The sequence below is a fragment of the Rhizobium sp. 01T444 genome (assembly GCF_056398305.1).
Genome location: NZ_JBFTPD010000009.1, coordinates 72,007 through 86,201, shown reverse-complemented (window position 1 = coordinate 86,201; position 14,195 = coordinate 72,007). Strand labels below are relative to the sequence as shown.

Sequence of the window (14,195 nt, the reverse complement as noted above, 5' to 3'; positions counted from 1 at the left end):
CTGTCAGCCGTAGATCGTTGCCGCCCGTTTTTCGAAGGCGTCCGTGAACATGCGGAAAGCCCTGTCGAACATTGACCCCATGAGCGCGCCGAGAATGCGGCTCTTGAACTCATAGTCGATGAAAAAATCGACCGTACAGCCGCCGCCTTCCGCCTCGACGAACCGCCAGCGGTTGTCGAGGTAGCGGAACGGGCCGTCGATATATTTGACGTCGATGACGCGCTCGGCTCTGTTGAGCAGGACCTGGGTCGTGAAGGTTTCGCGGATCGCTTTGTAGCCGACCGTCATGTCGGCGATCAGCAGTTCCTTGCCGTCACGCTCCTTGCGGTTCTTCACCGACAGAGCTTCGCAGAGCGGCAGAAATTCCGGATAACGTTCGACATCAGACACCAGGTTGAACATCTGGTCGGGCGTGTGCGGGACAGGGCGATGCGTTTCGAATTGCGGCATGAAGCGCAGTTAAGCCGGGACATCGAGAAGATCAAGAAGCGCTCGCATCTGGCGGCGGGATTTCACCTGCAAAACGGGCACATGCGGTCCGTGCGCAGCAATGGCTGATGTCACGCGCGGCGTGAATTTCTTCTCGAAGGTCCAGATGAATTCCAGAAACTGCCAATCGACCTTCTCGATGCAGCCGGGTGCCATTTCCGGGCGTGTGCGGCCAATGTGCTTCAGCCAGCGGGTCACAACTCCCCAGACGCAAAGCAGGCGCGGCATCCGCACCCAGATGACGATATCGGTGCGCGGCAGGCGGATATCGAAAGTGGACGGATTGGTGCCATCCATGATCCAGCGCTCGCCGGCAATCCTTTCGACGATCCGCTGGCGCTGTTCCTGCCTGCTGCGTTCCACCCAGCCCGGCAGCCAGAGGATATCGCGGTCGATCGAGAGATAGGTCAGGTCGAAATGGTTCGCCAGTTTCTGAGCAAGCGTCGACTTGCCGCCGCCCGAGCAGCCGATGACCAAGATGCGTCTCGCGTCGCGAATCTGCCCGGCGGCAAAGGCGTCGTCGACATAGTTAATTGCCTCGTCCGATTGCCGTTCCATTGCGAGTTCCTTCTTACTCGTTCACAGCCGGCAGTTTGGAGAGCAATTCGTCGCTCTCTTGGAAGGACTTGAGCGTCAGAACCGGGATGTCGCGGCCATGGCTTGCCAGCATCGCCGCGAATTTCGGCGCTTCCCGCTTTTCGAACGTCCAGATGTATTTCAGGAATTGCAAGTCGATCCGCTCAGGGCATCCCGGTGCCATGTCCGGCCGGGTCCGACCGCGATATTTCCACCAACGCCCGAGCACGCTGCGCACGGAAACGCTGCGCGCCGGGCGGCGCCAGAGCACCATATCGGCGCGCGCCAGACGGATCGGCAATGTGCTTGGGTTGTTGCCGTCCATGATCCAGCGTTCGCCGGCAACGGCATCGCGGATACGCTGAACGGATTCCTCCCGCGGACGCAGCTTCCAGCCGGGCAGCCAGAAGATGTCGCGGTCCATAGAGACGTAAGTCAGTCCGAATCGCCGTGCGAGCGCCTGGGCAAGCGTCGACTTGCCGGTGCCGGAGCAGCCGAAGACCAGGATGCGCTCGGCACGGGGAATAATGGTGGCAGCTTCGGCAATGGAGACTGCACGCACGGATTCAGGCGACGTCGTCACTTGATGCATGGCAAACTCGCTTTCGACAGGATCGCCTTCGCGGACCGATCTGTTGCGAAGAGCGGCGTGCTGGCTAGCTGCTTCGCGTGACCTGATGATGACAATGAAGCGAACAAAGAAAAACCGCGGCGAAAATCACCGCGGTGCTATTAAACACATGTGGCAAGCTCTTACTCGGCAGCCATCAGCAGCTTCTTCTCACGCGCAGCCTTCAGGCGGGCGAAGTCGTCGCCAGCGTGATGCGAGGAGCGCGTCAGCGGGCTGGAAGCGACCATCAGGAAGCCCTTAGTGTAAGCGACCGTCTCGTAGGACTTGAACTCTTCCGGAGTGACGAAGCTCTCGACCTTGTGGTGCTTGCGGGTCGGCTGCAGGTACTGGCCGATCGTCAGGAAGTCGACATCGGCGGTGCGCAGATCGTCCATGAGCTGGAGAACCTCGTTCCGCTCCTCACCGAGGCCGACCATGATACCGGATTTGGTGAACATGGTGGGATCGAGCTCCTTCACGCGCTGCAGCAGGCGGATGGAATGGAAGTAGCGGGCGCCCGGGCGAACCGTCAGATAGTTGCCGGCAACTGTTTCCATATTGTGGTTGAAGACGTCGGGCTTGGCAGCGACGACGCGTTCCAGCGCGCCAGGCTTCTTCAGGAAGTCGGGCGTCAGGATTTCGATCGTCGTCATCGGCGAAGCGGCGCGGATTGCCCAGATGACCTTTTCGAAATGCTCGGCACCGCCATCTTCCAGATCGTCACGATCGACGGAGGTGATGACAACGTGGCTCAGGCCCATCTGCTTGACGGCCTTGGCGACGTTTTCCGGCTCGGCCATGTCGAGCGCATTCGGCTTGCCGGTCGCGACGTTGCAGAAGGCGCAGGCGCGCGTACAGATCTCGCCCATGATCATGAAGGTGGCGTGCTTCTTGTCCCAGCACTCGCCGATATTCGGGCAGCCCGCCTCTTCGCAGACGGTGACGAGCTTGTGCTCCTTCACGATCGAGCGGGTTTCGGCGTAGCCTTTCGAGGTCGGCGCCTTCACACGAATCCAGTCCGGCTTGCGCAGGACTTCCGTATCCGGGCGATGCGCCTTTTCCGGATGCCGCACACGCTTTGCGTCTGGATTGATCGTGTCGAGAATGGTGACCATGTCAGTTCAACTTTCCGCCGCCCCATGCGGCCCGGATTGTCATATTGCGCATCGTTCGTTTATTCAAATCTTTCGATCTGAAGGGATGCGCTCTACCTTCGCACCAGTCGTGCGAAGAATATCAGCAGGCAGGCGCCGATGAAGCCCGTCACGAAATAGCCGAACCGTCCACCGGCAACTTCGATATGGAACTGCGCCAGGATGGCGGTGGCGACGACCGAGCCGACAATGCCGAGCACGATGTTCAGCAATATGCCGTAACGCGCTTCCATCAACTTGCCCGCGAGCCAGCCCGCAAGTCCACCGATAATGATTGCCGAAATCCAGCCGACGCCTTCCATCCCGTGTTTCTGCCCTACGCTATCGCCCTTGCGATCAGCACCACGACAATGGCGCCGACAGTGGCGTGGATGATCTGAACCACCAGTGCATTTTCAATGCCCAGAGAAATCCCCAATGCATTGAACAAAAACCCGCCCACGAACGCGCCGATGATGCCGCTGAGCAGGCACCGTATCAACCCACCACCACCGACGACCAGGCTCGCAAGGAAGCCCGCGACCAGACCGATCAGCAGAAAGACGAGAAGCGACTGCGTGCTCATAGACATGATGATTTCCTTTCGTTTTTTCCACCCCGGGGAGCGAATGGATTTTCCATCCCGGGCAATGGCGTTCCGCCACGGGATAGAGGGCGCACAAGAAAATTATCAAGCGTTCAGAACGCGGCCGTAAGCATCGAGCACGCTTTCCTTCATCGTCTCCGAAATGGTCGGATGCGGGAAGATCGTGTGTATCAGTTCTTCTTCCGTCGTCTCCAGGTTCATGGCGACCACGAAGCCCTGGATGAGCTCGGTGACTTCGGCGCCGACCATGTGGGCGCCGAGCAGTTCGCCGGTCTTCTTGTCGAAGATCGTCTTGACCAGACCCTGGTCTTCGCCGAGCGCGACGGCCTTGCCATTGGCGCTGAAGGGGAAGCGGCCAACGCGGATATCGCGGCCCAACTCCTTGGCCTTTGCTTCGGTGAGACCGACAGATGCGACCTGCGGGTTGCAGTAGGTGCAGCCCGGGATCTTGAGCTTGTCCATCGGATGAACGTTCGGCAGGCCGGCAATCTTCTCGACACAGACGACGCCTTCATGCTCGGCCTTGTGGGCCAGCAGCGGCGGGCCGGCAACGTCGCCGATCGCGTAGATGCCAGGCACATTGGTCCTGCCATAGCCGTCGATGACGATGAAGCCACGATCGGTCTTCACGCCGACAGCCTCGAGGCCGATGCCTTCGACATTGGCCTGCACGCCGACGGCTGAAATCATGCGGTCTGCAGTGATCGTTTCCGTCGTTCCGTCTTTCTTCTCGATGGTGGCAGTGATCGAATTTGCGCCCTTCTCAACCTTGGCGACCTTGGCCTCCAGATGGATCTTCATGCCCTGACGCTCGAACTGCTTCTTGGCAAGGGCGGAGATTTCCACATCCTCGACCGGCATCACCTGGCTCATGATCTCGACGACGGTGACGTCGACGCCCATCGTGCGGTAGAAGCTTGCGAATTCGATACCGATCGCGCCCGATCCCATGACAAGCAGGGACTTCGGCAGTTCGTCCGCCTTCATTGCTTCAAAATAGGTCCAGATCAGCTTACCATCCGGCTCGATGCCCGGCAGTGCGCGCGGACGCGCGCCGGTCGCAACGATGATGTGCTTGGCCGTATAGGTGCCTTCGCCGAGCGCGTTCTTCGGCACCGGACCCATCGGCTCCATCGGCTTCTTCGTCGTCTTGGAAACGACAATCTCGCCGGGCTTGGTGATCTTTGCCTCACCCCAGATGACATCGACCTTGTTCTTCTTGAACAGGAAGCCGACGCCGTTATTCATGCGATGCGCAATACCGCGCGAACGGGTGACGATCGCCTTGATATCGGGCTTGATCGTGCCTTCCAGCACCAGGCCGTAATCCTTGCCGTGCTGGGCGGTATGCAGGACGTCAGCCGAGCGCAGCAGCGCCTTGGTCGGAATGCAGCCCCAGTTGGAGCAAATGCCGGCGAGATGTTCGCGCTCGACGCAGGCGACCTTGAGGCCGAGCTGCGCGGCGCGGATGGCGGCGATATAGCCGCCGGGACCGGAACCGATGACGATGACGTCGTAGGATTGAGCCATTGCTTTCCTGCCTTTGTTACGCTCGCGCGCGGGTCATGAGAACCCATGCGTGCTTTTTGCTGTTATCGAAGAGCGGCACGGCATTCATGCGCGCCGCTTCCGAAAATCCGTTTCTTCCGTAAAGCGACAGAGCCGCTTCGTTACTATCCGACGTGATCAGGCTGACCGGCAGCACGTCTGCCCTTGCGAGCTGATCTTCCAGCAGCCTCTTGCCGATGCCGATACCGCGCATATGGCGATAGACCGCGAGACTGCCAATGAACCAGTGTCCGATCACCGATCTCTGCATCGCCAGCATCGGCTCTATGGCCGGATGCCGCGCTTCGAGATCACGTATGCCTTCATCCACTTCGTAACCGATCGCCATTCCGGCGATCTCATCATAGGCCTCGCCGATGACGGCGTTCTTCCAGCCGCCGAGCGCCTCGTCGCTCATCTTCAGCCGGCCCCGCTCCAGCGGTGTATCGCTCATGCCGCTTGCGACATCGGCAAACCAGAGCCATGAGGCAAAGCCGTGAGAAGCAATATCCGCCAGTATCGCCAGTTCCGAAGCATCCCGGCGGGAGGCCTGTCGGAGAGCGAGAAAGGCAGTCATCCTCAGAGGCCCAGCATCATCCGCACGATGGGCTCAAGGCCGCGACCGAGCGCACGCGTATTCTCCGCATCGAGGTGAATACCGTCGATCGGCGTCGTCTTGGCGACGGAATTGCCGTCGAAGAAGCCGCAGCCGAGTTCATCAGCGAGATCACGGTAAAGCGTCGGAAGCTTTGCCGATTCCTCGATGCCACCGGGGAAGGATGCCGCGAAGGGCACATTGCCCGTCGCGCAGATTGCCGGCGGCGCCACGATCAGGATCTCCGGCCCATCGAATTCGAAGGGCCAGGCATGATTGCGGATCAGCCGCACCAGACGGCCGATGCCCTGGCACGCGGCAAACGCCGAGCCGGCAACGACCGGCTTCATGTCGTTGGTGCCGAGCAGCAGGATAACGAGATCGAGCGGCGCATGCGTCTGCAGAACAGTCGGCAGAATGCGTGCGCCGTTGCGATCGCAATCGGCAAGATGGTCGTCAAAGGCGGTGGTGCGGCCGTTCAGGCCTTCCGCGATGACGCGAACTCCGCTTCCGAGCGTTGCCTGAAGCACGCTCGGCCAGCGGTTTTCGTAGGCATGACGGCCGATCGTGACGGCGTCATAGCCCCAAGTCAGCGAGTCACCATAGCAAAGAACAGTCTTCGTCATGTCCGCCCTCCCGCGTCCTGCTTAGACCAGCATGCCCATCGGATTTTCGATGTAGCCCTTGAAGGCCTGCAGCAACTCAGCACCGAGAGCACCGTCAACGCAACGATGGTCAGTCGAGAGCGTCACGGTCATGACCGTAGCAATCGCCATTTCGCCGTTCTTGACGATGACACGCTGCTCCCCCGCGCCGACTGCGAGGATGGTCGCATGCGGCGGGTTTATGACGGCTGCGAAGTTCTTCACGCCCATCATTCCCATGTTGGAGACCGAGGTCGTGCCGCCCTGATATTCCTCAGGCTTCAGCTTGCGGTCCTTGGCACGCTTGCCGAGATCGCGCATCTCGTTGGAGATGGTCGACAGCGTCTTCTCCTCAGCCTTGCGGACGATCGGGGTGATCAGGCCGCCAGGGATCGAGACAGCCACGCCGACATCGGCATGCTTGTGCTTGACCATGGCATTTTCGGTCCAGGAGACGTTGGCATCCGGAATGTCGCGCAGTGCCAAAGCCATGGCCTTGATGACCATGTCGTTGACCGAAAGCTTGTAGGCCGGAGCGCCGTCCTTGCGGGGAGCGGCGTCGTTCAGCTGGGCACGCAGCGCCATCAGCGCGTCGAGTTCGCAATCAACCGAAACGTAGAAGTGCGGAACGGTCTGCTTGGATTCGACGAGGCGACGGGCAATCGTCTTGCGCATGCCGTCATGCGGCACGAGCTCGTAGGAGCCCGGCTCGAAGAGCTTGAGCACGGCTTCATCCGAAGCGCCCTTCGGAGCGGCAGCGGCCGGAGCCGGTGCAGCAGCCTGCGGGGCAGCAACAGCAGCCGGAGCAGCCTTGGCGCCACCACCGGCAGCAGCAGCTTCGACATCACTCTTGACGACACGGCCATGCGGACCGGTGCCGGCAACGGCGGAAATATCGATACCGGCTTCCTTGGCGAGACGGCGAGCAAGCGGCGAAGAGAAGGTGCGAGCGCCAGCCGAGGAGGCGGCAGCCGGGGCAGCGGCCGGAGCTGCCGGTGCGGGTGCTGTCTCAGCCTTCGGTGCTTCGGCTGGTGCCGGAGCAACTGCAGCCTTCGGCGCCGGAGCGGCGGAGCCGGCACCGCTTGCGGCGGCGGCGACATCTTCGCCATCGGCGGCGAGAACGGCGATCAGGGCGTTGACCTTCACGCCTTCGCTGCCGGCCGGAACGACGAGCTTGGCAACGGTGCCTTCGTCGATGGCTTCGACTTCCATCGTCGCCTTGTCGGTCTCGATCTCGGCGATCACATCGCCGGACTTGACCTTATCGCCTTCCTTGACCAGCCACTTGGCCAGATTGCCTTCTTCCATGGTCGGAGAGAGGGCGGGCATCGTGATATTGATCGGCATCGAAAGGCCCTCCCCTTATTTGTAGCAAACGGCTTTCACCGCATCGACCACTTCGCCGACATTCGGAAGCGCGAGCTTCTCGAGATTGGCGGCGTAAGGCATCGGAACGTCCTTGCCGGCGATCGTCAGGATCGGCGCATCGAGGTAATCGAAGGCCTGCTGCATGACGCGGGTGGCGATTTCGGTGCCGACGGAGTTCTGCGGATAACCTTCTTCGACGGTGACCAGACGGCCGGTCTTCTTGACCGATTCGATCACTGTCGGAAGATCCATCGGGCGAAGCGTGCGCAGATCGATCAGTTCGACATCGATGCCGAGCTTTTCGAGTTCAGCAACCGCCTTCGTCGCATAGGTCATGCCGATGCCGAAGGAGACGACGGTGACATCCTTGCCCGGGCGGTGGATGCGGGCCTTGCCGATCGGCAGAACGAAATTATCGAGCTTCGGTACATCGAAATGCTGACCGTAGAGAATTTCGTTTTCGAGGAAGACGACCGGATTCGGGTCACGGATCGCGGCCTTGAGCAGACCCTTGGCGTCGGATGCCGTGTAGGGCATGACAACCTTCAGGCCGGGGATCGCGCTATACCAGGCGGCGTAATCCTGGCTGTGCTGGGCGCCGACGCGGGCAGCAGCACCGTTCGGGCCGCGGAAAACGATCGGGGCACCCATCTGGCCGCCCGACATATAGAGCGTCTTGGCAGCCGAGTTGATGATCTGGTCGATCGCCTGCATGGCGAAGTTGAAGGTCATGAACTCGACGATCGGCTTCAGGCCGGCCATGGCAGCACCGACGCCAACGCCGGCGAAGCCGTGTTCGGTGATCGGCGTGTCGATAACGCGGCGAGCGCCGAATTCCTGCAGAAGACCCTGGGTGACCTTGTAGGCGCCCTGGTATTCGGCAACTTCTTCGCCCATGACGAAGACGTTTTCGTCAGCGCGCATTTCTTCGGCCATGGCGTCACGAAGGGCTTCGCGCACCGTCATCGACACCATCTCGGTACCGGCAGGAATTTCCGGGTCGTTCGGCACGAAAGCCTTGGGCTCGGCCGGAACCGGAGCAGCAGCTGCAGCCGGCTTTTCTTCCTGGGCAGCAGGCGCCGCGGCGGCCGGAGCCGGCTGAGCGGCAGCCGGAGCGGCGGAAATCGCGTCGGCGGATTCGCCATCCTGCAGCAGGATGGCGATCTTGGCATTCACCTTGACGTTTTCGGTGCCTGCCGGAACCAGCAGCTTGCCGATGACGCCTTCATCGACGGCTTCGACTTCCATCGTCGCCTTGTCGGTTTCGATTTCGGCAATCACGTCACCGGACGTGACCTTGTCGCCTTCATTCTTGAGCCACTTGGACAGCGTGCCTTCTTCCATCGTCGGAGAGAGGGCGGGCATAAGGATATCGATAGGCATGGGTTCCCTCCCCGATTAGAGCAGAATGTCGGTGTAGAGCTCGGATGCATCCGGCTCCGGATCGGCCTGGGCGAAATCGGCACTGTCGGCGACGATGTCGCGGACTTCCTTGTCGATCGCCTTCAGATCGTCTTCGGTCGCCCAACCCTTTTCCATCACGCGCAGGCGAACCTGCTCGATCGGGTCCTGCTCGGAGCGCATCTTCTGCACTTCTTCCTTGCTACGATACTTCGCCGGGTCCGACATGGAGTGGCCGCGGTAGCGATAGGTCAGCATTTCAAGGATGATCGGGCCCTTGCCCGAGCGGCAGTGCTCGAGCGCCTCATCGGCAGCAGCTTTGACGGCGCGAACGTCCATGCCGTCAACCTGGACGCCCGGGATACCGAAGCCGGAACCGCGAAGCGAATAGTTCGACTGAGCCGTCGCGCGAGCCGTCGACGTGCCCATGGCATAACGGTTGTTTTCGACGATGTAGATGATCGGTAGCTTCCAGAGAGCAGCCATGTTGAAGCTCTCGTAGACCTGACCCTGGTTGGCAGCGCCGTCACCGAAATAGGCGATCGAAACGCTGTCGTTGCCCCGGTAGCGGTTTGCAAAGGCAAGGCCGGTTCCGAGCGAAACCTGGGCACCGACGATACCGTGGCCGCCGTAAAAATGCTTCTCCTTGGAGAACATGTGCATCGAACCGCCCTTCCCGTGGGAATAGCCGTTGCGACGCCCGGTCAGTTCGGCCATGACGCCGCGTGCTTCCATGCCGGTAGCCAGCATATGACCGTGGTCGCGATAGGCGGTGATGACCTGATCGCCTTCCTTCTGCGCCATCTGCATGCCGACGACGACAGCTTCCTGACCGATGTAAAGGTGACAGAAACCACCGATGAAGCCCATGCCGTAAAGCTGGCCCGCCTTTTCCTCGAAACGGCGGATGAGCAGCATCTCGCGATAGGCCTTCAGCTCCTCGTCGCGATCGAAATCGGCGATAGGACCACCGTTCGATGCCTTGGCTGCGGATTTCGCACTGTTTTTGCGGCTGGAAACGGTCGCGGTTTTGCGCAACGCCATTCAACCCTCCCTATGGGTTTATCGGTTCTCAGGTGGCGCGTACCATAGGGAAGAAAAATGACCACAGCAATGCCATAATTGCATGGCTCATATTCGCAGGTAAATTATTGATAAATAACAGGAATTTTTGATTAACCTAAATTCGGTTAATTGCGGTAGTGATTGTAAATGACGATCTCATCCGCGCGCGACATGTTGAGCTGATATCGCGCCTTTTCGTCGAGCATATCCTTGTCCAGCGAGCCGTCACTCAGGAGCGCTACCTGCGCCTCCAGATGCTCACGCTTGACCTTCAGCACAGCCAATTCCTTCTCACGCGCGACACGCTGGCGCTCGAACGCCTCCGTCGCACGCAGACCATAGTCACCGTGAATGCAATGATAACCGAAATAGGAAAGGAAGGCGACCGTCATGGCCGGAATGACGAAGCGGCCAGTCTTTCTCTTCTTATGATGCTTTGTCCACATACACGCATGCTCTAACGCATTACCAATCGTTTCAATTTACCGCGCAGAGATTAACCGTTCGTTGACTCAAAGCCCATCACGGGCAGACTCAACAAAAAACCCGCGCCGGAGCGCGGGTTCCAAATGACTGATTTATCAGTTCGTATTAGCCGCGGATGATGGAGCGGCCGGCATACTGAGCCTGCGGGCCGAGACCTTCTTCGATGCGGATCAGCTGGTTGTACTTGGCAAGGCGATCCGAGCGCGACAGCGAGCCGGTCTTGATCTGGCCGCAGTTGGTGGCAACTGCGAGATCGGCGATCGTGGAGTCTTCGGTTTCGCCCGAACGGTGCGACATCACGGCAGTGTAGGCTGCCTTGTGCGCGGTGTTGACGGCGTCGAGCGTTTCCGTCAGCGAACCGATCTGGTTGACCTTGACGAGGATCGAGTTGGCGACGCCCATGCGGATACCGTCACGCAGGCGAGCCGAGTTGGTGACGAACAGGTCATCGCCGACGAGCTGGCACTTTTTGCCGACGAGATCGGTCAGCGTCTTCCAGCCTTCCCAATCGTCTTCTGCCATGCCGTCTTCGACGGAAATGATCGGGTACTTGCCGACGAGTTCAGCGAGGTATTCGGCCATTGCGCCCGGTTCGAGCGTGCGGCCTTCGCCTTCCATCACATACTTGCCGTCCTTGAAGAATTCCGTCGAGGCGCAATCGAGGCCGAGATAGATGTCCTCGCCCGGCTTGTAGCCGGCTTTCTCAACCGACTTCATGATGAAGTCGAGGGCTTCCGGAGCGCTCTTCAGGCCCGGGGCAAAACCACCTTCGTCGCCGACATTGGTGTTGTGGCCCTGGGCGGCGAGTTCCTTGCGCAGCGTATGGAAGACTTCCGAGCCCATGCGGACAGCTTCACGGATCGAGTCTGCGCCAACCGGCAGGATCATGAATTCCTGGAAATCGATCGGGTTGTCGGCATGTGCGCCACCGTTGATGATGTTCATCATAGGAACCGGTAGCAGGCTGGCCGAAGCGCCACCAACATAACGGTAGAGCGGCAGGCCGGAAGCCTCCGCGGCGGCCTTGGCAACAGCGAGCGAAACGCCGAGGATGGCGTTGGCCCCGAGGCGCGACTTGTTCGGCGTACCGTCGAGCTCGATCATGATCTTGTCGATCTGGATCTGGTTTTCAGCGTCGATGCCGCCGATGGCGTCGAAGATCTCGGTGTTGGCGGCTTCGACGGCCTTTTCGACACCCTTGCCGAGGTAGCGCTTCCCGCCGTCACGTAGTTCGACGGCTTCATGCGCGCCGGTCGAGGCACCCGAGGGAACAGCCGCGCGGCCCATGCTGCCGTCTTCGAGATAGACATCGACTTCGACGGTGGGGTTACCACGGCTATCGAGAATCTCGCGGGCGATGATATCGGTAATTGCAGTCATGGTTTTTTCCTGCTCGGTGGGTGGATAAATCGTTTGAAACCGTCTTAATCGAAGGTGCGCAAATTACAATGCCGCAATTTTGCACGTTCGGGCAGCGCATCAGACGTGGCCTATAGCACAATCATGTCAGGGTTTTGAAGGGAACGGCAGTCGCCGGCCAGCATATCCCATCCATCGAAAGACGATAAACTGTTTATCCGGGCGGAATGTTGGCAAGCCACCATCGTTGGCAGCAACCCACGGCTGAAAATTCCTGCAACAGCCCCAATTTTGGACGGCTTCCCGCCCTTTGATTTCAGCCTTCGGTAACCATCCCGGTTTAATTTTGAAAGCTTGGGAGAGGCCCTCAAAAGTCGGTCGTTCCGGCCACTCAGGCAAATACGGAACGGCTGGAATGAACAGCTGCGCCCCTCCAAAAACAACCAGTACGGGATTTTATCGACTCTCTTGGCGGCATTTCATATGAGGCACAGATGAAACTCAATATTGCACGCAGCCTTGCCATTTTCGGTGCCGTTGTCATCCTCGGACTGGTGACCTCCATCGGCTTGCAGAATTACGCATTCAACATGCTTCGCGTGAACGGACTGATGTATAAGCAGATCATCTATGGCAAGGATCTCGTCGCCGATATTCTCCCGCCGCCGCTCTATGTCATCGAACCCTACATGCTAGCGCTCGAAGCCGTCGAGCAGCCGGCCTCGGCAACGGCCAATATCGAACGCATCCGAACGGTTCTGAAGCCGGCTTATGAAGACCGCCGCAAATATTGGTCAGAAACGCCGCTCAGCGCCGATCTCAAGCGCAAGCTTCTCGATGACGTTCTCGTCAGGGGCGACGCCTTCTGGCAAGTCATGGATGAGGAGGCGGTGCCTGCTATACTCAAGGGCGACAAGGCCGCCGTCGAACCGGCGCTCCTCAAGCTTGCGACGAATTTTCATGTTCACGAAAAGGCCGTGAACGAACTCGTGGCGATGGCGAACGCCTTCCAGGCGGATGCCGAAAAGCAGGCTGCCGAACAGACGGAACTGCTCTCCGCCGTTACGCTATCCGCCGCCGCGCTTTCCTTCGTGCTCATCGTTGCCGGGCTCTACATGTTCCGCAGGCGCGCGATCGTGCCGCTATCGGCGATGCGCGACTACATGGCGGTCCTCGCGAGCGGCGACTATTCCCGCGAAGTTCCCTATGTCAGACGATCCGACGAAATCGGAGAAATGGCGCGCGCAGTCACGGTCTTTCGCGAATCGGCGGAAGAACGGAACGCCATCCGCGCGCACCAGGACGAGGAACGGCAGGCACAGATGCGCCGCGATGCAGAACTCGACGCATCGAAGAGCGTGGAGAATGCCACGCGCCAGCGCGTCATCGAAAGCCTGAGCGCCGGCCTGGAGCGGCTTTCACGCGGCGACCTGACCGTGCGTCTCGACGAGCAGTTCGCCAACACTTATGAGAAGCTTCGCGAGACCTTCAATACCAGCATCATCATTCTTTCCGATGCCATGAAGGACATTTATGCCGCCACGAATACGGTCGGCGACAGTTCGCGCGAAATCGCACTTAGCACCACTGATCTGGCACAGCGTACCGAGAGTCAGGCTGCCTCACTCGAACAGGCGGCTTCGGCGCTGGATCAGATCACGGTTACGGTGAAAAACTCCTCGGAGCGGGCCCAGGAAGCCAATGCGATGATGTTGGCCACGAAGGAGAGTGCGGCGCATTCCGCCGAGATCGTTCGCGAAGCGGTTACCGCCATGGAGAAGATCGAGGAATCAGCGGTCAGGATCGGCGATATTATCAACGCCATCGATGAGATCGCCTTTCAGACCAATCTTTTGGCGCTCAACGCGGGCGTCGAGGCAGCACGCGCCGGAGACGCAGGGAAAGGCTTTGCCGTCGTAGCTCAGGAAGTCCGCGAGCTTGCCGGCCGCTCCGCCAATCTCGCCAAGGAGATCAAGCTTCTCGTCGAGACGTCGTCGCGGCAGGTCTCCGCGGGCGTGGCACTTGTCAGCCGCACCGGCGAGGCACTCGGCGATATCGACCGCCAGGTGCTGCAGGTGACGGCGCTGACCGAAGCGATCGTGCGCTCGTCTTCAGAACAGTCGGTCGCGCTCGTCGAGGTCAACGCTGCCGTCAACCGTATGGATCAGGTGACACAGCAGAATGCGGCGATGGCCGAGGAGACAAACGCCGCCTGCCAGGAGCTCGGCAACGAGGCGTCCCATCTCGGGCGCATGCTCTCCCGCTTCGCACTGGAGGAAAGGCGCCCGTCCCGCGCGGCAGCCTGATGCTGCCT

Annotated in this window: 15 protein-coding genes; 1 reads left to right on the top strand and 14 read right to left on the bottom strand. The window is 60.1% G+C overall.

The features are described from left to right. Positions 1-3: 3 nt before the first annotated feature. The 14 genes from AC1DTN_RS14970 to eno all read right to left on the bottom strand — a co-directional run bounded on the left by AC1DTN_RS14970 (position 4) and on the right by eno (position 11,902). Positions 4-450, bottom strand: a complete 447-nt coding sequence (locus AC1DTN_RS14970) for a type II toxin-antitoxin system RatA family toxin (protein ID WP_439014892.1) — start codon at positions 448-450, stop codon at positions 4-6. Between the two features lie 9 nt (positions 451-459). Further along, on the bottom strand, positions 460-1,047 hold the full coding sequence (locus AC1DTN_RS14965) for a P-loop NTPase family protein (RefSeq protein ID WP_477921539.1): 588 nt from the start codon (positions 1,045-1,047) through the stop codon (positions 460-462). A 13-nt stretch (positions 1,048-1,060) separates the two neighbouring features. Continuing rightward, positions 1,061-1,657, bottom strand: a complete 597-nt coding sequence (locus AC1DTN_RS14960; RefSeq protein WP_477921537.1) for an AAA family ATPase — start codon at positions 1,655-1,657, stop codon at positions 1,061-1,063. A gap of 161 nt (positions 1,658-1,818) precedes the next feature. Beyond that, positions 1,819-2,790 (bottom strand): lipoyl synthase, encoded by a 972-nt coding sequence (gene lipA / locus AC1DTN_RS14955; protein ID WP_113325298.1) that lies wholly within the window; start codon positions 2,788-2,790, stop codon positions 1,819-1,821. 92 nt (positions 2,791-2,882) lie between these two features. Then, positions 2,883-3,131, bottom strand: a complete 249-nt coding sequence (locus AC1DTN_RS14950; protein ID WP_113325299.1) for a GlsB/YeaQ/YmgE family stress response membrane protein — start codon at positions 3,129-3,131, stop codon at positions 2,883-2,885. 14 nt (positions 3,132-3,145) lie between these two features. Continuing rightward, a complete protein-coding gene (locus tag AC1DTN_RS14945) occupies positions 3,146-3,400 on the bottom strand; it encodes a GlsB/YeaQ/YmgE family stress response membrane protein (protein WP_113325300.1) in 255 nt (84 codons plus the stop codon). 99 nt (positions 3,401-3,499) lie between these two features. Continuing rightward, positions 3,500-4,945 (bottom strand): dihydrolipoyl dehydrogenase, encoded by a 1,446-nt coding sequence (lpdA, locus tag AC1DTN_RS14940; RefSeq protein WP_477921535.1) that lies wholly within the window; start codon positions 4,943-4,945, stop codon positions 3,500-3,502. 16 nt (positions 4,946-4,961) lie between these two features. Next, the gene (locus AC1DTN_RS14935; protein ID WP_113325303.1) at positions 4,962-5,540 is read right to left on the bottom strand and encodes a GNAT family N-acetyltransferase; all 579 of its coding nucleotides are present in this window, start codon (positions 5,538-5,540) and stop codon (positions 4,962-4,964) included. 2 nt (positions 5,541-5,542) lie between these two features. Beyond that, the gene (locus AC1DTN_RS14930; RefSeq protein WP_310389523.1) at positions 5,543-6,184 is read right to left on the bottom strand and encodes an SGNH/GDSL hydrolase family protein; all 642 of its coding nucleotides are present in this window, start codon (positions 6,182-6,184) and stop codon (positions 5,543-5,545) included. Positions 6,185-6,205: 21 nt separating this feature from the next. Then, positions 6,206-7,531: a pyruvate dehydrogenase complex dihydrolipoamide acetyltransferase gene (locus AC1DTN_RS14925; RefSeq protein ID WP_477921605.1), complete on the bottom strand. Its 1,326-nt coding sequence runs from the start codon at positions 7,529-7,531 to the stop codon at positions 6,206-6,208. 33 nt (positions 7,532-7,564) lie between these two features. Next, positions 7,565-8,953: a pyruvate dehydrogenase complex E1 component subunit beta gene (locus AC1DTN_RS14920; protein WP_477921534.1), complete on the bottom strand. Its 1,389-nt coding sequence runs from the start codon at positions 8,951-8,953 to the stop codon at positions 7,565-7,567. Positions 8,954-8,968: 15 nt separating this feature from the next. Further along, complete coding sequence (gene pdhA / locus AC1DTN_RS14915; protein ID WP_477921533.1) at positions 8,969-10,015, bottom strand: pyruvate dehydrogenase (acetyl-transferring) E1 component subunit alpha; 1,047 nt, start codon at positions 10,013-10,015, stop codon at positions 8,969-8,971. A gap of 146 nt (positions 10,016-10,161) precedes the next feature. Beyond that, positions 10,162-10,482, bottom strand: coding sequence for an FtsB family cell division protein (locus AC1DTN_RS14910; protein WP_007822443.1), 321 nt, complete (start codon positions 10,480-10,482; stop codon positions 10,162-10,164). A gap of 145 nt (positions 10,483-10,627) precedes the next feature. Further along, positions 10,628-11,902 (bottom strand): phosphopyruvate hydratase, encoded by a 1,275-nt coding sequence (gene eno, locus AC1DTN_RS14905; RefSeq protein WP_037106212.1) that lies wholly within the window; start codon positions 11,900-11,902, stop codon positions 10,628-10,630. A gap of 473 nt (positions 11,903-12,375) precedes the next feature. On the opposite strand from eno, the gene AC1DTN_RS14900 reads away from it, so the two are divergent. Then, positions 12,376-14,187 (top strand): methyl-accepting chemotaxis protein, encoded by a 1,812-nt coding sequence (locus AC1DTN_RS14900; RefSeq protein ID WP_477921531.1) that lies wholly within the window; start codon positions 12,376-12,378, stop codon positions 14,185-14,187. Positions 14,188-14,195: the final 8 nt, after the last annotated feature.

Excerpts from the sequence above, each read along its gene's own strand:
- AC1DTN_RS14970 (WP_439014892.1), bottom strand. The coding sequence starts at position 450 with ATGCCGCAATTCGAAACGCATCGCCCTGTCCCGCACACGCCCGACCAG.
- AC1DTN_RS14965 (WP_477921539.1), bottom strand. The coding sequence starts at position 1,047 with ATGGAACGGCAATCGGACGAGGCAATTAACTATGTCGACGACGCCTTT.
- AC1DTN_RS14960 (WP_477921537.1), bottom strand. The coding sequence starts at position 1,657 with ATGCATCAAGTGACGACGTCGCCTGAATCCGTGCGTGCAGTCTCCATT.
- lipA (WP_113325298.1), bottom strand. The coding sequence starts at position 2,790 with ATGGTCACCATTCTCGACACGATCAATCCAGACGCAAAGCGTGTGCGG.
- AC1DTN_RS14950 (WP_113325299.1), bottom strand. The coding sequence starts at position 3,131 with ATGGAAGGCGTCGGCTGGATTTCGGCAATCATTATCGGTGGACTTGCG.
- AC1DTN_RS14945 (WP_113325300.1), bottom strand. The coding sequence starts at position 3,400 with ATGTCTATGAGCACGCAGTCGCTTCTCGTCTTTCTGCTGATCGGTCTG.
- lpdA (WP_477921535.1), bottom strand. The coding sequence starts at position 4,945 with ATGGCTCAATCCTACGACGTCATCGTCATCGGTTCCGGTCCCGGCGGC.
- AC1DTN_RS14935 (WP_113325303.1), bottom strand. The coding sequence starts at position 5,540 with ATGACTGCCTTTCTCGCTCTCCGACAGGCCTCCCGCCGGGATGCTTCG.
- AC1DTN_RS14930 (WP_310389523.1), bottom strand. The coding sequence starts at position 6,184 with ATGACGAAGACTGTTCTTTGCTATGGTGACTCGCTGACTTGGGGCTAT.
- AC1DTN_RS14925 (WP_477921605.1), bottom strand. The coding sequence starts at position 7,531 with ATGCCCGCCCTCTCTCCGACCATGGAAGAAGGCAATCTGGCCAAGTGG.
- AC1DTN_RS14920 (WP_477921534.1), bottom strand. The coding sequence starts at position 8,953 with ATGCCTATCGATATCCTTATGCCCGCCCTCTCTCCGACGATGGAAGAA.
- pdhA (WP_477921533.1), bottom strand. The coding sequence starts at position 10,015 with ATGGCGTTGCGCAAAACCGCGACCGTTTCCAGCCGCAAAAACAGTGCG.
- AC1DTN_RS14910 (WP_007822443.1), bottom strand. The coding sequence starts at position 10,482 with ATGTGGACAAAGCATCATAAGAAGAGAAAGACTGGCCGCTTCGTCATT.
- eno (WP_037106212.1), bottom strand. The coding sequence starts at position 11,902 with ATGACTGCAATTACCGATATCATCGCCCGCGAGATTCTCGATAGCCGT.
- AC1DTN_RS14900 (WP_477921531.1), top strand. The coding sequence starts at position 12,376 with ATGAAACTCAATATTGCACGCAGCCTTGCCATTTTCGGTGCCGTTGTC.